Here is a 15,796-nt window from a genome sequence, read left to right on the forward strand (position 1 = left end):
GTCAGTGCTTCCCGCCTTCGAGATAGGCCGCCTGCACCTGCGGATTGGACAGGAGTTCCTGCCCGGTGCCGTTCATGGTGATGACGCCGTTGACCATGACATAGCCGCGATGGGCGAGCTTGAGCGCGTGGAAGGCGTTCTGCTCGACCAGGAAGACGGTCAGCCCTTGCGTCTTGTTGAGTTCGCGGATCGCCTCAAAGATCTGCTTGACGATCAGCGGGGCTAGGCCGAGCGACGGCTCGTCGAGCAGCAAGAGCTTGGGCCGCGCCATCAGCGCGCGGGCGATCGCCACCATCTGCTGCTCGCCGCCCGACAGCGTGCCGCCGCGCTGCTGCAGCCGCTCCTTGATGCGCGGGAAGAGGGTGCAGATCTTGTCGAGGTCCTCGTCGAAATGAGCGAGGTTGCGCACGGCGGCGCCCATCTGCAGATTCTCGAACACGGTCATGCGCGGGAAGATGCGGCGACCTTCAGGCGACTGGGCAATCCCCAGGCGCGCGATCAGATGGCTCGGCATCTTCGTGATGTCGCGCCCCTCATAGGTGATGGTGCCCTCGCGTGCCTGAGGATTGCCGAAGATCGTCATCATCAGGGTGGATTTGCCGGCGCCATTGGCGCCGATCATGGTGACGATCTCGCCTTCGCGGACGTCGAGATCGACGCCTTTCAGCGCGATGATCTTGCCGTAATAGGTCTTGACGCCGCGAACGGCGAGAAGCGGCTGCGCCTGGGTTTGGGGCAGGGGCTGCGGTTGAGACACGGGTTGAGCCAGAGTTTGAGCCTCGGTCACGCGATTCCGACCTCCGCTTCGACGGCCGCGACTTCGTCGTCGTCGACCCCGAGATAGGCTGCGATCACCTTCGGATCGGCCTGGACCTGCGCCGGCGTGCCGTCGGCGATCTTGGTGCCGTAGTCCAGCACCACGACATGGTCGGAGATTTCCATCACCACCGACATGTCGTGCTCGATCAGGAGCAGCGCCGTGCCGATGTCCTGGCGGATCGACAGCAGCAATTCGTTGAGGTCGTGGCTCTCGCGCGGGTTGAGGCCGGCGGCCGGCTCGTCGAGGCAGAGCAACACGGGATCGGTGCACATGGCACGCGCGATCTCCAGCCGGCGCTGGTCGCCATAGGGCAGGTCGGCGGCGGGATCGTCGGCGCGGTCGATCAGGTTGATCTTCTCCAGCCAGAATTTGGCCTTCTCGATCGCCTCGTTCTCGCGCGCCTTGTAGCCGCCGATGCCGAGCACCCCAAGAAACGTATAGCCCGAGGCGATCATGAGCGGATTGTGCTGCGCGACCAGCAGGTTTTCCAGAACAGTCATGCCGCCGAAGAGCCGGATGTTCTGGAAAGTGCGGGCGACCTTGGCCTTCCACGAGATCTGGAAGTCCGGCAGGCGCTCGAGCAGGTAGCTGGTTCCGCTGTCCTGCGTCAGCGTGATCATGCCTTCGCTCGGCTTGTAGAAGCCGGTGATGCAGTTGAACACCGTGGTCTTGCCGGCGCCGTTGGGGCCGATCAATGCGGTGATGTCGCCCTTGCGGGCCTCGAAGGAGAGGTCGTTGACGGCGGTGAGACCGCCGAAGCGCATCGTCAGATGCTCAACCTGAAGCAGAGGCTTGCCGTGGGGGGCAGAGACCGGCGGGAGAGACGTCGCCATCAGCCGTGACCCTCCTGGACCATGTCGGCCGAGATCGTCTTCTTCTCCTTCAGGAAGGCGGTCGGTTCGCGTGTCGAGATCAGGCCGCGCGGCTTCCAGATCATGATCAGGACCATGGCGAGGCCGAAGATCAGCATGCGGTACTTGGTTGGGTCGAAGTCGTTGCCGAAGATCGCCTTGAGCCATTCGAGCTCGCGCAGCAGTTCGGTGCCGCCGATCATCACGATGGCGGCGATGGCGCAGCCCCAGAGCGAGCCCATGCCACCGAGCACGACAATCGCCAGGATAATCGCCGATTCCATGAAGACGAAGGATTCAGGCGAGATGAAGCCCTGCCGCGCCGAGAAGAAGGCGCCCGCGAAGCCGCCGAACATGGCGCCGATCGAGAAGGCGGTGAGCTTGGTCGAGGTGGTGTTGATGCCGAGCGAGCGGCAGGCGATCTCGTCCTCGCGCAGGGCTTCCCAGGCTCGGCCGACCGGCAGGCGGCGGAGGCGCAGCGAGACGAAGGCGGTCAGCAGCGCCAGCGCCAGGATCAGGTAATACAGAAAGATCGTTCGGTAGAGCGGCGAGAATTCGAGCCCGAAGCGCGCCGCGAAGCCGTCGTCATTGGCATTGAACGGGATGCCGAAGAAGGTCGGGCGCGGGATGCCGGAGATGCCGGCATAGCCGCCGGAAAAATCGACCCAGTTGATCAGGACGAGGCGGATGATCTCGCCGAAGGCGAGCGTCACGATGGCGAGATAGTCGCCGCGCAGGCGCAGCACCGGGAAGCCGAGCAGCATGCCCCAAAAGGCGGCGAGAATCCCTGAGAGCGGCAGCAGGATCCAGAAGGAGAGGCCGAAATTCTTGGCCAGCAGCGCATAGGAATAGGCGCCCACCGCATAGAAGGCGACGTAACCGAGATCGAGCAGGCCGGCGAGGCCGACGACGATGTTCAGACCCCAGCCGAGCATGACGTAGATCAGGATCTGGATGCCGAAATTGTCGATCCATTTCAGCGCGCCGCCCCAGCCCGCCAGATTGATCGCGATGATCGGGAAGGTGACGAGGAAACCCAATCCGAACAGCGAGAACTTGCGCGAATGGCGCTGGAAGAACGCGAAGGTGCCGTGCGGCAGGAAGCGCGCCATGGACTTCCGCCCCGCCGCGCCCTGCTTGCGCAGGACGATCAGCAGGCGGCCGACGAAGACGATCAGCACGGCCCAGGCGACAGCATCCCAGCGCGGATCGAGCACCAGGACGTTTTCCATGTTCTGGCGCGTGCCCCAGGCGATGATGGGGATGCACAGGCCGAAGGTGATGAGCGCGGCGAAGCCGGCTTCCTTCACCGCCGCCTTGTAGTCGCGCTGACCGGCGACCGGCGACACTTCCACGGTCTTTGTTGCTGGCGCGGCCATGGGTTCAGACCTTCTCGACTTCGGGACGGCCGAGCAGGCCCGAAGGCATGAAGACCAGCACGATCGCCAGGATGCAGAAGGCGGCGACATCCTTGTAGTCGATGGTGAAATAGGCCGACCACATCACCTCGATCAGACCGATCAAAAGCCCTCCGATGACGGCGCCGGGCAGCGAGCCAATGCCGCCGAGAACCGCTGCCGTGAAGGCCTTCACGCCTGGGATGAAGCCGTCATGGAAGGAGACCACGCCGTAGAGGACGAGATACATCACGCCCGCCACCGCAGCGAGCGCGGCGCCCATGATGAAGGTGATCGAGATCGTGCGGTCGACGTCGATGCCCAGCAGGGCGGCCATCTTGCGGTCCTGCTCGCAGGCGCGCTGGGCCCGGCCGAGCGGCGTCTTCTGGACGATGTACCAGAACGCGGCGAGCAGCACGGCGGTCGTGACGATGATGACGATCTGCTTGTAGGAGATCTGCACGGAATAGGTCGCGCTCTCGATCAGCGTGATCGACTTGTTCAGCATCGGCGCGGTGGATTTGTTGCGCGGGCCCTGCACGACCTGGACGAAATTCATCAGGAAGATCGACATGCCGATCGCCGAGATCAGTGGCGCGAGGCGAAACGAGCCGCGCAGCGGCCGGTAGGCGACGCGCTCGATCGCCCAGCTCCACAGGGCGGTGAAGAACATCGCCAGCGCCAGCACCACGATCAGCGCGACCACGATCAGGGCGGCGCCGAACCAGGAGGCGATCAGCATGAAGAAGATCAGCGCGATGAAGGCCGACAGCATGAACACGTCGCCATGGGCGAAGTTGACCATGCCGATGATGCCGAACACCATCGTGTAGCCGATGGCGATGAGGCCGTAGATCGACCCCAGGGTCAGCCCGTTGATGAGCTGCTGCAGAAACACTTCCATCGCCGACGCAGACCCCTCGAACCCGCTCCCGTTCTCTTGAGTCGGCATGACGCCGACGCATGCGGGATGCGATTGCCACGCAGGCCTACCAACGCTGCGCGATTTCGACAATCGCGCCGGGCCACAAAACTGTCAAAAGCAATCTGCGGTGAATTGCCTCGCAAATGGGCAGCAAGCTTTGCGGTGACGCGCCGATTTCGCGCAAGATGATTGTGTTTGGGGCAGGTCCCCGCAGAGGGCTGGCCGCGTCCGATCGGGGTCGTGGGTGCGCCCGCATAGCGGCGCCGTCAGGGCTTGTCCGTCACCAGAAAGCCATGCGCCAGCGGGTCGCGATCGTCGATGAAGATCGTGTTGTAGCCGGTCATCCGGGCCCAGCCCTCGATCGAGGGGATGATGCCCTCAAAAGGGCCGACCTGAGCGGTCGCCTCGACCCGGCCGCGGAACATCGTGCCGATGATGCTCTCATGGACGAAGTCGTCGCCGACCTGGAGCTTCCCCTGCGCCGCCCATTGCGCCATGCGCGAGGAGGTGCCGGTGCCGCAGGGCGAGCGGTCGATCGCCTTGTCGCCATAGAACACGGCGTTGCGGGCATGGGCCTCGGGCTTGGTCGGTGCGCCGGTCCAGAGGATGTGGGAGAGCCCGTTGATCGCCGGGTTCTGCGGGTGGATGAACTCATATTTGGCATTGAGCGCAGCGCGCAGCTTCGGGCTCCAGCGCTGGATGTCGGAGGGGTTGATGTCGGCGATGTCGCTGAAAGCGTCCTGCGGATCGACGATCGCATAGAAATTGCCGCCATAGGCGACATCGACCGTGACCTCGCCGAGTTCCTCGATTTCCGCCGTCAGCCCTGTCGCATGGAGATAGGAGGCGATGTTGGTGATGCGGACAGTGTCGACGTAATCGCCGTTGCGGGTGTAGCGCGCCGTCACCAGCCCGGCCGGCGTGTCGATGCGCAGCACGCCCTCTTCGCGCGGCGTCACGAGACCGCGCTCAAGCGCCATCGTCACCGTGCCGATGGTGCCGTGGCCGCACATCGGCAGGCAGCCCGAGGTCTCGATGAAGAGGAAGGCGATATCGGCATCCTCGCGCGTCGGCGGGTAGAGGATCGAGCCCGACATGACGTCATGGCCGCGCGGCTCGAACATCAGCCCGGTGCGGATCCAGTCGTACTCGGCCAGAAAATGCGCGCGCTTCTCGACCATGTTGGCGCCCTTGAGCGGCGGGGCGCCGCCCGCGACCATGCGCACCGGGTTGCCGCAGGTGTGGCCATCGACGCAGAAAAAGGTGTGGGTGGTCATGGGTTTGGCTCGGTTCGTTAGCGGGGTGATTCAAGCAAAACGACGCAGAATGGGTGGCCCTGAGGGGAACGGGGCGCTCATCAAAAGCGGCGCGGGCTGAACGGCGCAAGATCGATCGCGGGTTCGCGGCCAGCAATCAGCGCCGCCACCAGATCGGCGGTCGCGGTCGATTGCGTCATGCCATAATGGCCGTGGCCGAAGGCGTGAACGACATGCGGGTTGCGGCTGGCCGAGCCGATCACCGGCAATGAGTCGGGCAGGGAGGGGCGGAACCCCATCCAGAGCGTGCCGGTCTCGAAGGCCGGCAGCCCGTCCACGAACTGGCTGGCCTTGTCGTAGAGAATCCTGGTGCGGGCATGGTTGGCGGCTGCCTCCAGCCCGCCGAACTCGACGGCGCCGCCGATGCGCAGGCCGCTCTCCAGGGGGGTCATGACGAAGCCATGGCCCTCGAAGCCGATAGGCCGCGTTGTCAGCCCGGTCACGCCGGGGAAGCTGACATTGTAGCCGCGCTCGGTGTCGAGCGGGACCTTGTCGCCGAGTGCCGCCGCCAGCGGCTTCGACCAGGCTCCGGCAGCGATGACGGCGCGATCGACCACGCGCTGGAAGCCGTCAGGGCCGATGAGGGCAGGGCGCTCAGCCGTCGAGATGTTGGTGATCCCGGCTTTCTCGAAGATGGCGCCGCGGGCCAGGGCCGATTCGAACAAAGCGAGCGTCAGCTGCAGCGGGTCGCTGATATGGGCGGTGTCGGGGTGGAAGGCCGCGCCGACGAACTTGTCCTTCAGCGCCGGCTCGAACTGGCGCAGCTCTTCGGGGCCTACCATCTCGACCGTGATGCCGAACTCCGCCTGGCGCTTGGCGATCCCCCTCGCTTCCTCTAAGGCGCCGCGATCGGTGAAGGCGTAGAGCCCGCCCTTGCGGTGGATATGGCTCCCCAGGCCGGCGCGATTGGCGCGCGCCAGCCAGGCCGGAAGCGCCAGTTGCTGGAGCGCGCCGATGCCCTGGATCGAGCGCTCGAAGGCATCCGGCCGCGCCGCCAGCACGAAGCGCAGCAGCCAGGGCAGCAGTTTCGGGAAATAGGCCGGGCGGATCGCCAGCGGGCCGAGCGGATCGAGCAGAAATTTCGGCACCTGCCGCAGGATCTTGGGGCTCGCGATCGGCAGGATGTCGGTGTGCGCGATCCAGCCGGCATTGCCGCGCGAGGGGCCGAAGCCCGGCCCCTCCTTGTCGAGGATCAGGACCTCGTGGCCCTCGTCGAGCAGGGCATGGGCGATGGCGCAGCCGACGATGCCGGCCCCGACGATGGCGATCTTCACAACGAAAGTTCCTTGAGGGCACCCGGCTGCTTGACCTCGATCTCGACAAACGCGATCGGGTGCTCGGAGCCGTTCATGACGTCATGCTCGATGCCGGCTGGGCGCATATAGGCCTGGCCCTGCGCGAGCGGCACGTCGGTCGTCTTGGTCCCGTCATGGATGCGCAGCGTGCCGGCGACCAGCATGACGACGAAATAGGGCCAGCCATGGCTGTGCCAGCCGGTCACAGCGCCGGGCTCGAAATCCCAGCGGGTGATGCGGATGGCCGCGTCGTCCTGCTGGACGGTCGCGACGGCAGGGATCGTACAGGTGAACGCCATGCCACTCTCTCCGCTTCGGCTTCGGCCAAAGGGGCCAGGCCGGCACCTTCCAGCCCGTCATCTCTGCAACAGCGGGGCCATGAGGTCGAGGCCGCACGCGCTGCCGGTCCCGCAGGTGCCGCCATGGTGGAATGCGTCTTGCGCGCGGACCCGTTTGGCTTGCAGATTGACCAGGCTTGCAGATTGATAGACCGAGCCTGCGCGCGACAGGACAGGATTGATATATCAATGGCTTTTGCGACGTCAATCCAAGCCTCTGTACCAGCCGGTTCGGGCGGGTCGGCCGCTGACGCATGACCATGCGCGCCGCCATCGCCGTCGAGGCCTTTGACGACAACGGCCCGTCTCCGTCACAGGGCGCACTGAGCCTGACCGAGATCGCCTATCGTCGGCTGGAAGAGGCGATCGTGACGCTGTCGCTGCGACCCGGCGCGGTGCTGACCGAAGCGCAGATGATCGACATGGTCGGCGTCGGCCGCACCCCCGTGCGCGAGGCGCTGATTCGGCTGGCACAGCAGGGGCTGGTCGAAGTCCTGCCGCGCAAGGGCGTGGCGGTGGCCGGCATCAACGCCATCGACATCATGGCGGCGCTCGACGCGCGCGAGGTGCTGGAGCGCCTGATCGCCGGCGATGCGGCCAGGCGGGCCAGCCCGGGCGAGCGGATTGCGATCGTCGAGACGGCCCGCGCGATGCGTGCGGCCGCACAGGGTGGCGATGCCAACGCCTATATGCGGCTCGATAAGGAACTCGATGCCGTGGTGGCGGCGGCCGCCCGCAGTCCCTACGCGACCCGGGCGGTCGAACCGTTGCAGGCCCTGATCCGGCGTGCCTGGTACCATTTCGAGCGGCAGGACGATCTGCTGCCGGCGGCCAGCCATCACGTCGCTTTTGCGCAGGCGGTCGCAACGACCGATCCGGCGGCTGCGATGGCGGCAAGCGACGCCCTGATGGCGCATCTGCGCAGCGGGTTGCTGGCGACGCTGGAGCGCGAGTGAGCGTAATGAGGCGAATGTCAGCGCGATGCGTCGGTCGTCGATCAGACCAGCCGTGATGGAGGCCGCGCCGCGAGGTCGCAGCACGGACGAACTGGCTTTTCGGGGCAAACGCCCCTACATGAACGCCAGAACCCGCCCGTGTCGGCCAGCCGGATTTCGATGACAGAACCCGTTTTTCCCGTCGCTCGGGCCGTGCCCGAGGCTGCGCCGTTTCGCGATGCTATGTCGCGTGTCGCCAGCGCGGTGCATGTCGTCACCACGCTGGGACCGCAGGGGCGGGCGGGCTTGACGGCGAATGCCGTCGCTTCCGTGTCCGATACGCCTCCAACCGTGCTGGTCTGCGTCGCCAGGCAGAGCCGCACGCTGGCGGTGATCGAGGCGAGCGGCATATTCTGCATCAACACGCTTGCGGGCGACGACCTCGATCTGGCCGAAATCTTCGCCAGCCGTCGCGGCATCGAGGGCGAGGCGCGTTTCGCGACATGCTACTGGTCCAGCCTCTCGACTGGGGCGCCGGTGCTGTCTTCCGCGATCGCGGCCTTCGACTGCCGGCTGGTGGCCGCCCATGACGTCGCGACCCACCGCATCCTGATCGGCGAGGTCGTCGGGCTCGGCGGCGCGCCGGGCGCGGCGCAGCCGACGGGGCTGATCTACCGGCAAAGGCGCTTCGAGGCAGTGTAGGCTGCGGTCGCAATGACGGGGTGGCCGGCGCTTCCTGGATAGCTTCGCGCCGCTCAGCCCTTGGCGGCCTCCGCCTCGATCTCGGCGAAGACGCTGGCGGCTTCCTTGAAGGCGTGGTTGGCGGCGGGCACGCCGGCATAGACTGCGACCTGCATCAGCACCTCCTTGATCTCGTCGCGGCTCAGGCCGTTATTCACCGCACCCCGAACATGGATGCGGAATTCGCCCCAGGCGCCGAGCGAGGCTGCGACCGACAGCACGATGATCGAGCGTTCGCGGCGCACCAGCCCCGGCCGGTTCCAGATGTCGTTCCAGGCGGTGCAGGTGATGAATTCCTGCCATTCGGTGTTGAAATCGGTCAGGCCGGAACTGGCCTTGTCGACGTAAGCCCCGCCGAGCACAGCGCGGCGGGTGGTCATGCCATCGGCATAGCGTGTCGTGTCGTCCATGGTGGGCTCTCCTTCAGGCTGGGTTCGCGAAAGGGCGTCAGCCCGCGAGGAAATCCTGCACGGCGTTCGTGAACGCCTCCGGCTGTTCGAGATTGGACAGATGCGCGGCTTCGAGTTCGACCGTGCGGGAGCCGGGGATGGCCTGCGCGATCAGATGGCCAGCAGCCGGTGGCGTCGCGGGATCCACCGTGCCGATGATCACCAGAACCGGATTGGTCACGCTGCGGATCGCCTCGCGCTGGTCCATGTCGCGAATGGCGGCGCAGCAGGTGGCGTAGCCGATCGCGGGGGTGGTGGTCAGCATCGAGCCGACACGTGCGACGGTTGTGGGCTCGGCCTCGCGGAAGCGCGGGCTGAACCAGCGTTCGAGCACGCCTTTGACCAGGGCGTCCATGCCCTGGCTGCGCGCGGTTTCGATCCGCCCGTCCCAGAGCGAGGCCGGGCCCATATGGGCGGCGGTGTTGGCGAGCACGAGGCGGCCCATCCGCTCGCGTGCATGGGTCGCAAGCCATTGCCCGACCATGCCGCCCTTGGAGACGCCGCACCAATGCGCGTTCTCGATCCCGAAATGGTCGAGGATGGCGAGGGCGTCGCGGCCGAGCGTGTCGATCGCAAAGGCCTTGTCGGTGGCGACCGAGAGGCCGTGGCCGCGCGAATCATAGCGCAGGACGCGGAAATGCCGCGACCATTCGGGGATCTGCGGGTCCCACATCGAGAGATTGGTGCCGAGCGAGTTCGACAGCATCAGCACGGGCGCCTCGGTGGGCCCGTCGAAGCGGATGTTGAACGGCTCGCCGGCAATGGTTTCGATCGGCATCGGCGGTGGTGTCCCTGGTTTGGTGAGCGGCGTCTATTGAACCGTGATGGTGCCGTCGTCGGCCACAGCGAGCCGATGGCCGGCAAGCTGAGCCTGGTCGGCCGCGGCGAGGCGGAAGGCCGGGGGCGTCGGCCAGCCCATCTCGCGCGCCACGACCAGCCCGAGCAGCAGGATGGCATCGGGGGCGTCCATCAGCAGGGCGGCGGGCGCCCTGCCGGCATGGACCAGTTCGAGCAGCACGGCGGAGGCGGATGACGAGCCGATCGTGCCCGGCAACGCCAGCACGGTGCCGGCGATGTTCTCGCCGAGCTGCGGATGGCGCGCATCGATGATCAGGCCGGTGCGCGGATCGACCCCGCCCCAGAAGCTGATCGGGGCGGTCAGCGCCAGGCAATGGCCGGCGGCTGTCGAGCCCGGGATCAGGACCTCGGTCTTGAGGGCCGTCCCTGGGTTCACGACCATGACTGGTCCTCCCTGAAGAGCCGGCCGGCGACTGCGCTCTCGACGCATTCCGAGAGCGACCCATAGGTCACGGCGTAGCCGGTGGTTCCCGGGGCGTAATGCGCGAATTTGCCGGAATTGGTCATCAGCACGGCGCCGTCGATCTCGGGCAGGATCGGCGTGACCACGACACAGGTGTCGACGACGAAGATCACCCCGGCCTGCTCGAGCGCGGCGCGTCGCCCCTGCGCTTCCAGCGGGCGCAGCACATGGCGGCCGGTGTTGGCGTAAAGTGGGATCGTCAGCTTGCGCCCGGCCAGCCGCCGTTCGACCTCGTCGATCTCGGCGAGCGAAAGATGCGGCGAGCCGATCGCGACCGCGTCGATCCGGTCGGTGTCGCCAGCCGTCGAGAGTCCGGCGAGCGCCTGCCGCATGATCTCAGGCGTCAGGACTAGCGTTTCGCGCGGAGGGATGCCGCCGAGCGCGGTCGCCGCATCAGGCGCTTCCGGCGTCACGCCCGCGACATGGAACAGGCCGACGCCGCCCGCCGAGGCGGACGCGGCGCCCAGCGCCTTCAACCGGTCTTCCGTGGTGCAGCCTTCGAGGCCTTCGATGACGGCGATAGCGGAGCCGGCCGCGCGGCCCAGCAGCGTGCCCAGCACAGGGTAGAACACATCCGAGGCGCGCAAGGCGTGGCTCAGGCCGCGCGCGTCGATCAGCAGCGTCGCGATGCGGTTTTCGGGGCGGTGAAGGCCGTAATCGGGGGCGAGGCCACTGACCGCGCAGGCGATGTCGAGGAAATCGCCATAGCGGTTGGTGCGGGCGCCCAGCACCGAATTGCAGAACACAACCGCATTGGATTCGCCCCAGGCGACATCCGTGCCCTGCGCCGGCCGATGCCCGGCCTGATAGGGCGCGCAGGTCCAGGAGGGCTCGCAGCCCATCGCCTCATAGGCGCGCATCATCCGGGCTGCCATGTCGCGCTCATGCGCGGCTAAGCGGATCGCGGCGCAGCCGGCGGGGCTGAGCGCGCCGACATTCAGCGTCGACCGGATGGCGACGCGGGCGCCGCCCGCGACCAGTTTTTCGGCGAAGAGCGTGCCGGAATCGCCGTGATAGAGCGCCCCGTCGATATGGGCCGAGGCGACGGGGATGAGCCGCAGCGCGCCCATCAGACGGGCCGCCTCGGCGACGATGCGCAGCGCCATTGCGGCACCGTCCGTGCCTGCGGCGATGATGCGCTGCTCCGGGGTCAGCTCAAGCATCGGCAGTCCTGTCTTCGCCTGCCGGTGCCGCCTGGCGGGACCCGTAGGCTTGCTCGTATCGCGCCAGAACACGGTCGATGATGGCGTCGGACGCGCCGCGATAGGTGGTGGGATCGAACAGGTCCGCCAGTGCATCCGCATCGAGATGCGCGGTCACGGCGGGCATCTCGGCCAGCACCTCGCGCAGATGCCGCTGCTGCGCGACGCAGGCCCGGCTCGCCTCTTCCAGGAAGTGATGCGCCTCTGTCTTGCCCAGCGCCGTCGCCAGCGCGAGCGAGATGCGTTCCGACATGACGAGCCCATGGGTCAGATCGATATTGGCGCGCATGCGCTCGGGGAAGACCTGCAAGCCCTCGATCAGGGTGATCGTCTGCGCCAGCGCCGACCCGGCGATGCAAAACAACTCGGGCAGCGTCGGCCATTCCGCATGCCAGCCGCCGAGCGCGCGCTCATGTTCATGGGGCAGCGCAGACAACATGGTGGCGACGAGGCCGGGGGCGCGCTGGGCGCCCGCGAGGATCAGCGTGCAGAGCACCGGATTGCGCTTGTGCGGCATGGCGGAGGACCCGCCCTTGCCGGGCGCCTCCGGCTCGGCGACTTCGCCGATCTCGGTCTGGGCCATCAAGCCGACGTCGCGGGCGATCTTGCCGAGATTGCCGGTGAGGATGCCTAGTTCGGCTGCGAGGCGCACGATCCGATGACGTTGCGCATGCCAGGGGATGGCGGAGGGCTTTGCTCCTTGCGTCAGTTCCACGAACCGCGCCTGAACGCGATCGCCCTCGTCGCCGAGTGCGGCCAGGGTGCCGGCGGCTCCAGCAAACTGGACGACTGACGCAGCCAGGATGTCGTGCAGGACGTGCCGGCTCTCCAGCAACGGGTCGAGCCATAGCGCTGCCTTGACGCCGAAGGTGATCGGGACCGCCTGCTGCAGGAAGGTCCGGCCGATCATCGGCGTCGCGCGGTGCGTATCGACCAGCGAGCGCATGGCGTCGGCCAACCGGCCGAGGCGGAGATCGATCAGCTTCAGCCCGCAGCCGAGGACATGGACATGGCCGGAATCGATCACGTCCTGGCTGGTGGCGCCGTAATGAACCCATTTGGCCTGCTCGGGGGATACCGCCGCGACGCGCGCGGTCAGCGCCTTCACCAGCGGGATCGCGGGATTGCCGGCCAGCGTCGTGGCCCGCCCTATCTCGGCGATGTCGTAGAGATCGGGGTCACATTGCCGGGCGACGACATCAGCCATGCCCTTCGGCGCGACGCCCTCGGCTTCCAGCGCGCTCGCCAGCATCGCCTCGAAACCGAGCATGCCGTGAAGGAGCGTGCTGTCGCCCATCGCCGAAGCCATCTCGCGATCGACGAAGAGCTCGCCGAACAGGCCTGAAGCGCTGGCTGTCATCGGGAGGCGTGCGCCATGCAGCGGCTGGGATAGGTCGTCACGCTTGATCCTCTTGTGCCGATCGGCGCTTTCCGCTCATGGATAGGCGCGACAGCCTTGGATAGACCCGGGGCGGGGCCGGCTGCAACTGGAGCCGGAGGGTCGCGGTACGGATATCAGGAGAACGCCATGGCGATGACGATGAATGGCGAGGTCACGTTGCCCGCAACGAAAGACGTGGTCTGGGCCAAGCTCAACGATCCCGAGGTGCTGAAGGCCTGCATTCCCGGCTGCGAGCAGCTCAACAAGGATGACGACACGCATTTCTCGGCCGTGGTGAAGGTCAAGCTCGGGCCGGTGAAGGCGAGCTTCAAGGGCAAGGTCGAGCTCGTCGATCTTGATCCGCCCAACGGCTATCGCATCCAGGGCGAAGGCGAGGGCGGCATCGCCGGCTTTGCCAAGGGCGGCGCGAAGGTCGCGCTGAGCGACGCCAAGGACGGCCAGACCGTGCTGCGCTACGATGTCGAGGCGCAGGTCGGTGGCAAGCTGATGCAGCTCGGCTCGCGATTGATCGACTCGGTCTCGAAGAAGCTCGCCGACGAGTTCTTCGCCAATTTCGCCAAGGCGGTCAGCGAAGGCGAGGTGGCCCCGGCTGCCTGAGCGGTTGTGGCTTTCGTTAGGAGGCTTTTCGCAGGGCTTCCAGCGCCGTGCCCACCGTCGCCTCGGCGGCCCCCACCTGCTTTGCGATATCGGCGGCTGCGGCGTTGGCGCGTTCGAGGGCAGACGCCGTGGCATCGAGGCTGCGGCTGACGGCATTGGCCCGCTCGATCGCGGTATCGGAGCTTTGCGCCACGGCTGCGGCATCCTGGGCGATCGCCGCCGTCACGGCGCTCTGCTGCGAGACCGATTCGGAAATCGCCTGCGAATCGAGCCGGATCTCACCGATTGTCGCCGCAATCGAGCCCGCATGCGCGGTGCAGGCCTCGGCGCTGAGGGTCAGTTCGGCGATCTGGCTGGCGATGTCGCTCGTGGCGCTGGCGGTCTGCGTCGCAAGGGACTTCACCTCGGAGGCGACCACGGCGAAGCCGCGCCCGGCTTCGCCGGCGCGCGCAGCTTCGATGGTGGCGTTCAGCGCCAGCAGATTGGTCTGCGCGGCGATGTCGGCGATCATGCCGACGACGGCGCCGATGCTGGCCGTCACATCGCGCAGCCGCGAGACAGCCTGATTCATCTGTCCGGCATCTCCGACGGCCCGGTTCGCAATGACAAGGCTGGTATGGGCGCGCTGGCCGATTTCCGCGATGTTGGCCGACATTTCCTCGGTGGCGGCGGCTGTCTGGACCGATTTCTCACGCACCAGTCTCGACGCGCTGGCCACCTCGCGGAGCACGTCCTTGATGAAGCCGGTGGCTTTGCCGGTCTCCTCCGCGGTCGCCACGAACTGCTCGACCGCGGCGCTGATGCTGTGGTCGAGACCGCCGATGCGCGACTTCAGCGTTTCGGCGGTTTCATCCAGCGCGGCCGCACGGCGCTGAGCCTCCGCCGCGCGGATCTGGTAACCGATGGTGACGGCCGTCGTGGCATCGAAAGCCAGCACACGCTCCACGAGGAAGATTTCGGCGGCGAAGTGCCTCGGATGGAGCAGTCGGCGCAACCAGAACCGTTGTCCCAGTTGCTGCATCAGCGCGAGGGCGATCGAGATGCGCGGCTTGGGGCCGATGCCCGCCTGAAGCTCGAGGCGACACAAGGCTTCGGCCGATGCGACATAGCCGTCGTCGAACGCTCCTTCAAACAGCAGACGAAAATGGCGCTTTTCGAGATCGCAAAGCTCCTTGCCAAGGGCGCTGATGGTCTCCGCAAGGTCCGGCTGGATCGCCACCGCGCGCGCGAAATCCGCCTCGACGATGGCATCGATCAGACCGTTTACAGCTTTTGCATACCCGGCCAGGCGGGCGCGCTCGCGCTGTCCATATCCGATTGAGCGCAGGCGCCGGTGCATCTCGTCGGAGGTGGAGAGGGAGGGGGCGGGGCGCACCGTGAATTTCCTCAGTTCGGGGCTACAACCCTAGCGCGGGCACCGTTAAAAAACGCGTAATGCGGACGGTCTGCGACCGTGCGGTGTGCGAAGGCCGGCTTCTCGCAGGCAGCGTTCGGAAAACCATCAAAATTCGGCATCAAAGCCTCACTCGTCCAAGACCACCTCCGGCTTGACCGGGCAAAAACGCGGGTCCACATTCGGTTTAAAGCTTTTCCAAGGAGAGGCACGCTGCGTCTGGGGGCGGGCACCGTCCGCCGCGGCGACAAGATCATGTCACGAACCGGGCTCGAGACCCGGATCAAGGAGGACGACGATGGCGACCGTATCCATGTCGGTGAATGGCAAGGCCGTCACCGGGTCGATCGATCCGCGCACGCTGCTGGTGCAGTTCCTGCGCGATGATCTGCGGCTCACCGGAACCCATGTCGGTTGCGACACCAGCCAGTGCGGGGCCTGCGTCGTCCATGTCGACGGCAAGGCGGTCAAGGCCTGCACGGTGCTGGCCGTCTCGCTCGAGGGTGCCTCCGTGACGACGATCGAGGGGCTGGCCGTGAACGGCATGCTGCACCCGATGCAGGAGGCCTTCCGCGAGCATCACGGGCTGCAATGCGGCTTCTGCACGCCCGGCATGATCATGTCCGCCGTCGATATCGTGAACCGCCGCGGCAATGACCTCGATGAGAAGGTGATCCGCGAGGACCTCGACGGCAATATCTGCCGCTGCACGGGCTACCACAACATCGTCAAGGCGGTGGCCGCAGGCGCCGAGGCGATGGGCGGGCAATCGATGGATCAGAAGGAGCCGCCGCGCCAGGCCGCCGAGTGAGAT

17 protein-coding genes and 1 pseudogene are annotated in these 15,796 nt (G+C 66.6%); 5 read left to right on the top strand and 13 right to left on the bottom strand.

Translation table 11 applies throughout. From position 1 onward, the window contains the following. Position 1: 1 nt before the first annotated feature. The 7 genes and pseudogenes from IP69_RS05390 to IP69_RS05420 form a co-directional block, all read right to left on the bottom strand. Positions 2 to 757, bottom strand: coding sequence for an ABC transporter ATP-binding protein (locus IP69_RS05390; protein WP_248306726.1), 756 nt, complete (start codon positions 755 to 757; stop codon positions 2 to 4). 56 nt (positions 758 to 813) lie between these two features. Further along, positions 814 to 1,653: pseudogene (locus IP69_RS05395) on the bottom strand (ABC transporter ATP-binding protein); the annotation flags it as partial. Then, a complete protein-coding gene (livM, locus tag IP69_RS05400) occupies positions 1,653 to 3,050 on the bottom strand; it encodes a high-affinity branched-chain amino acid ABC transporter permease LivM (protein WP_082358993.1) in 1,398 nt (465 codons plus the stop codon). The gene livM and the pseudogene IP69_RS05395, both read right to left, overlap by 1 nt. A gap of 4 nt (positions 3,051 to 3,054) precedes the next feature. After that, positions 3,055 to 3,972 carry a branched-chain amino acid ABC transporter permease gene (locus IP69_RS05405; RefSeq protein ID WP_054141804.1) on the bottom strand — a complete coding sequence of 306 codons (918 nt, stop codon included), beginning with the start codon at positions 3,970 to 3,972 and terminating at the stop codon, positions 3,055 to 3,057. A 287-nt stretch (positions 3,973 to 4,259) separates the two neighbouring features. Beyond that, a complete protein-coding gene (locus IP69_RS05410; protein ID WP_054141805.1) occupies positions 4,260 to 5,270 on the bottom strand; it encodes a 4-hydroxyproline epimerase in 1,011 nt (336 codons plus the stop codon). Between the two features lie 80 nt (positions 5,271 to 5,350). Beyond that, a complete protein-coding gene (locus IP69_RS05415; protein ID WP_054141806.1) occupies positions 5,351 to 6,583 on the bottom strand; it encodes an FAD-binding oxidoreductase in 1,233 nt (410 codons plus the stop codon). After that, positions 6,580 to 6,903 carry a cupin domain-containing protein gene (locus IP69_RS05420; RefSeq protein ID WP_054141807.1) on the bottom strand — a complete coding sequence of 108 codons (324 nt, stop codon included), beginning with the start codon at positions 6,901 to 6,903 and terminating at the stop codon, positions 6,580 to 6,582. Before IP69_RS05420 ends, IP69_RS05415 begins: the two co-directional genes overlap by 4 nt. 293 nt (positions 6,904 to 7,196) lie before the next feature. Here IP69_RS05420 and IP69_RS05425 point away from each other — a divergent pair, with 293 nt between their 5' ends. Next, positions 7,197 to 7,898 (top strand): GntR family transcriptional regulator, encoded by a 702-nt coding sequence (locus IP69_RS05425; RefSeq protein WP_054141808.1) that lies wholly within the window; start codon positions 7,197 to 7,199, stop codon positions 7,896 to 7,898. A gap of 159 nt (positions 7,899 to 8,057) precedes the next feature. Next, positions 8,058 to 8,579, top strand: coding sequence for a flavin reductase family protein (locus IP69_RS05430; RefSeq protein WP_054141915.1), 522 nt, complete (start codon positions 8,058 to 8,060; stop codon positions 8,577 to 8,579). 53 nt (positions 8,580 to 8,632) lie between these two features. Here IP69_RS05430 and IP69_RS05435 read toward each other — a convergent pair whose 3' ends face one another. Genes IP69_RS05435 through pcaB form a run of 5 tightly spaced genes read right to left on the bottom strand, consistent with a single transcriptional unit; the run spans position 8,633 to position 12,950 of the window. Further along, positions 8,633 to 9,028 (bottom strand): carboxymuconolactone decarboxylase family protein, encoded by a 396-nt coding sequence (locus IP69_RS05435; protein ID WP_054141809.1) that lies wholly within the window; start codon positions 9,026 to 9,028, stop codon positions 8,633 to 8,635. A 37-nt stretch (positions 9,029 to 9,065) separates the two neighbouring features. Then, positions 9,066 to 9,845: a 3-oxoadipate enol-lactonase gene (gene pcaD / locus IP69_RS05440; RefSeq protein WP_054141810.1), complete on the bottom strand. Its 780-nt coding sequence runs from the start codon at positions 9,843 to 9,845 to the stop codon at positions 9,066 to 9,068. A gap of 33 nt (positions 9,846 to 9,878) precedes the next feature. Beyond that, the gene (locus tag IP69_RS05445; RefSeq protein WP_054141811.1) at positions 9,879 to 10,307 is read right to left on the bottom strand and encodes a DUF126 domain-containing protein; all 429 of its coding nucleotides are present in this window, start codon (positions 10,305 to 10,307) and stop codon (positions 9,879 to 9,881) included. Beyond that, entirely contained in the window at positions 10,298 to 11,551 is a 1,254-nt protein-coding gene (locus IP69_RS05450) for an aconitase X catalytic domain-containing protein (protein ID WP_082358994.1), read from the bottom strand. The genes IP69_RS05445 and IP69_RS05450 overlap by 10 nt, the downstream gene beginning before the upstream one ends. Further along, on the bottom strand, positions 11,544 to 12,950 hold the full coding sequence (gene pcaB / locus IP69_RS05455; protein ID WP_054141812.1) for a 3-carboxy-cis,cis-muconate cycloisomerase: 1,407 nt from the start codon (positions 12,948 to 12,950) through the stop codon (positions 11,544 to 11,546). The genes IP69_RS05450 and pcaB overlap by 8 nt, the downstream gene beginning before the upstream one ends. A gap of 168 nt (positions 12,951 to 13,118) precedes the next feature. Here pcaB and IP69_RS05460 point away from each other — a divergent pair, with 168 nt between their 5' ends. Next, entirely contained in the window at positions 13,119 to 13,589 is a 471-nt protein-coding gene (locus IP69_RS05460) for a carbon monoxide dehydrogenase subunit G (RefSeq protein ID WP_054141813.1), read from the top strand. Between the two features lie 16 nt (positions 13,590 to 13,605). Here the strand turns inward: IP69_RS05460 and IP69_RS22295 are convergent, their stop codons facing one another. Further along, complete coding sequence (locus IP69_RS22295; protein ID WP_248306727.1) at positions 13,606 to 14,160, bottom strand: methyl-accepting chemotaxis protein; 555 nt, start codon at positions 14,158 to 14,160, stop codon at positions 13,606 to 13,608. A 45-nt stretch (positions 14,161 to 14,205) separates the two neighbouring features. Here IP69_RS22295 and IP69_RS22300 point away from each other — a divergent pair, with 45 nt between their 5' ends. Continuing rightward, entirely contained in the window at positions 14,206 to 14,910 is a 705-nt protein-coding gene (locus tag IP69_RS22300) for a hypothetical protein (RefSeq protein WP_248306728.1), read from the top strand. A 370-nt stretch (positions 14,911 to 15,280) separates the two neighbouring features. After that, a complete protein-coding gene (locus IP69_RS05470; RefSeq protein WP_054141815.1) occupies positions 15,281 to 15,793 on the top strand; it encodes a (2Fe-2S)-binding protein in 513 nt (170 codons plus the stop codon). Positions 15,794 to 15,796: the final 3 nt, after the last annotated feature.

Source organism: Allobosea sp. AAP35 (assembly GCF_001295925.1).
In the GTDB taxonomy this organism is placed as follows: Bacteria; Pseudomonadota; Alphaproteobacteria; order Rhizobiales; family Beijerinckiaceae; genus Allobosea.

Bases quoted from the DNA above. Each gene is read 5' to 3' on its own strand.
- pcaD (WP_054141810.1), bottom strand. From the start codon at position 9,845: ATGCCGATCGAAACCATTGCCGGCGAGCCGTTCAACATCCGCTTCGAC.
- IP69_RS22295 (WP_248306727.1), bottom strand. From the start codon at position 14,160: ATGAATCAGGCTGTCTCGCGGCTGCGCGATGTGACGGCCAGCATCGGC.
- IP69_RS05425 (WP_054141808.1), top strand. From the start codon at position 7,197: ATGACCATGCGCGCCGCCATCGCCGTCGAGGCCTTTGACGACAACGGC.
- pcaB (WP_054141812.1), bottom strand. From the start codon at position 12,950: ATGACAGCCAGCGCTTCAGGCCTGTTCGGCGAGCTCTTCGTCGATCGC.
- IP69_RS05445 (WP_054141811.1), bottom strand. From the start codon at position 10,307: ATGGTCGTGAACCCAGGGACGGCCCTCAAGACCGAGGTCCTGATCCCG.
- IP69_RS05410 (WP_054141805.1), bottom strand. From the start codon at position 5,270: ATGACCACCCACACCTTTTTCTGCGTCGATGGCCACACCTGCGGCAAC.
- IP69_RS05470 (WP_054141815.1), top strand. From the start codon at position 15,281: ATGGCGACCGTATCCATGTCGGTGAATGGCAAGGCCGTCACCGGGTCG.
- IP69_RS05420 (WP_054141807.1), bottom strand. From the start codon at position 6,903: ATGGCGTTCACCTGTACGATCCCTGCCGTCGCGACCGTCCAGCAGGAC.
- IP69_RS05450 (WP_082358994.1), bottom strand. From the start codon at position 11,551: ATGCTTGAGCTGACCCCGGAGCAGCGCATCATCGCCGCAGGCACGGAC.
- IP69_RS05405 (WP_054141804.1), bottom strand. From the start codon at position 3,972: ATGGAAGTGTTTCTGCAGCAGCTCATCAACGGGCTGACCCTGGGGTCG.
- IP69_RS22300 (WP_248306728.1), top strand. From the start codon at position 14,206: ATGGGCGCGCTGGCCGATTTCCGCGATGTTGGCCGACATTTCCTCGGT.
- IP69_RS05430 (WP_054141915.1), top strand. From the start codon at position 8,058: ATGACAGAACCCGTTTTTCCCGTCGCTCGGGCCGTGCCCGAGGCTGCG.
- IP69_RS05435 (WP_054141809.1), bottom strand. From the start codon at position 9,028: ATGGACGACACGACACGCTATGCCGATGGCATGACCACCCGCCGCGCT.
- livM (WP_082358993.1), bottom strand. From the start codon at position 3,050: ATGGCCGCGCCAGCAACAAAGACCGTGGAAGTGTCGCCGGTCGCCGGT.
- IP69_RS05460 (WP_054141813.1), top strand. From the start codon at position 13,119: ATGGCGATGACGATGAATGGCGAGGTCACGTTGCCCGCAACGAAAGAC.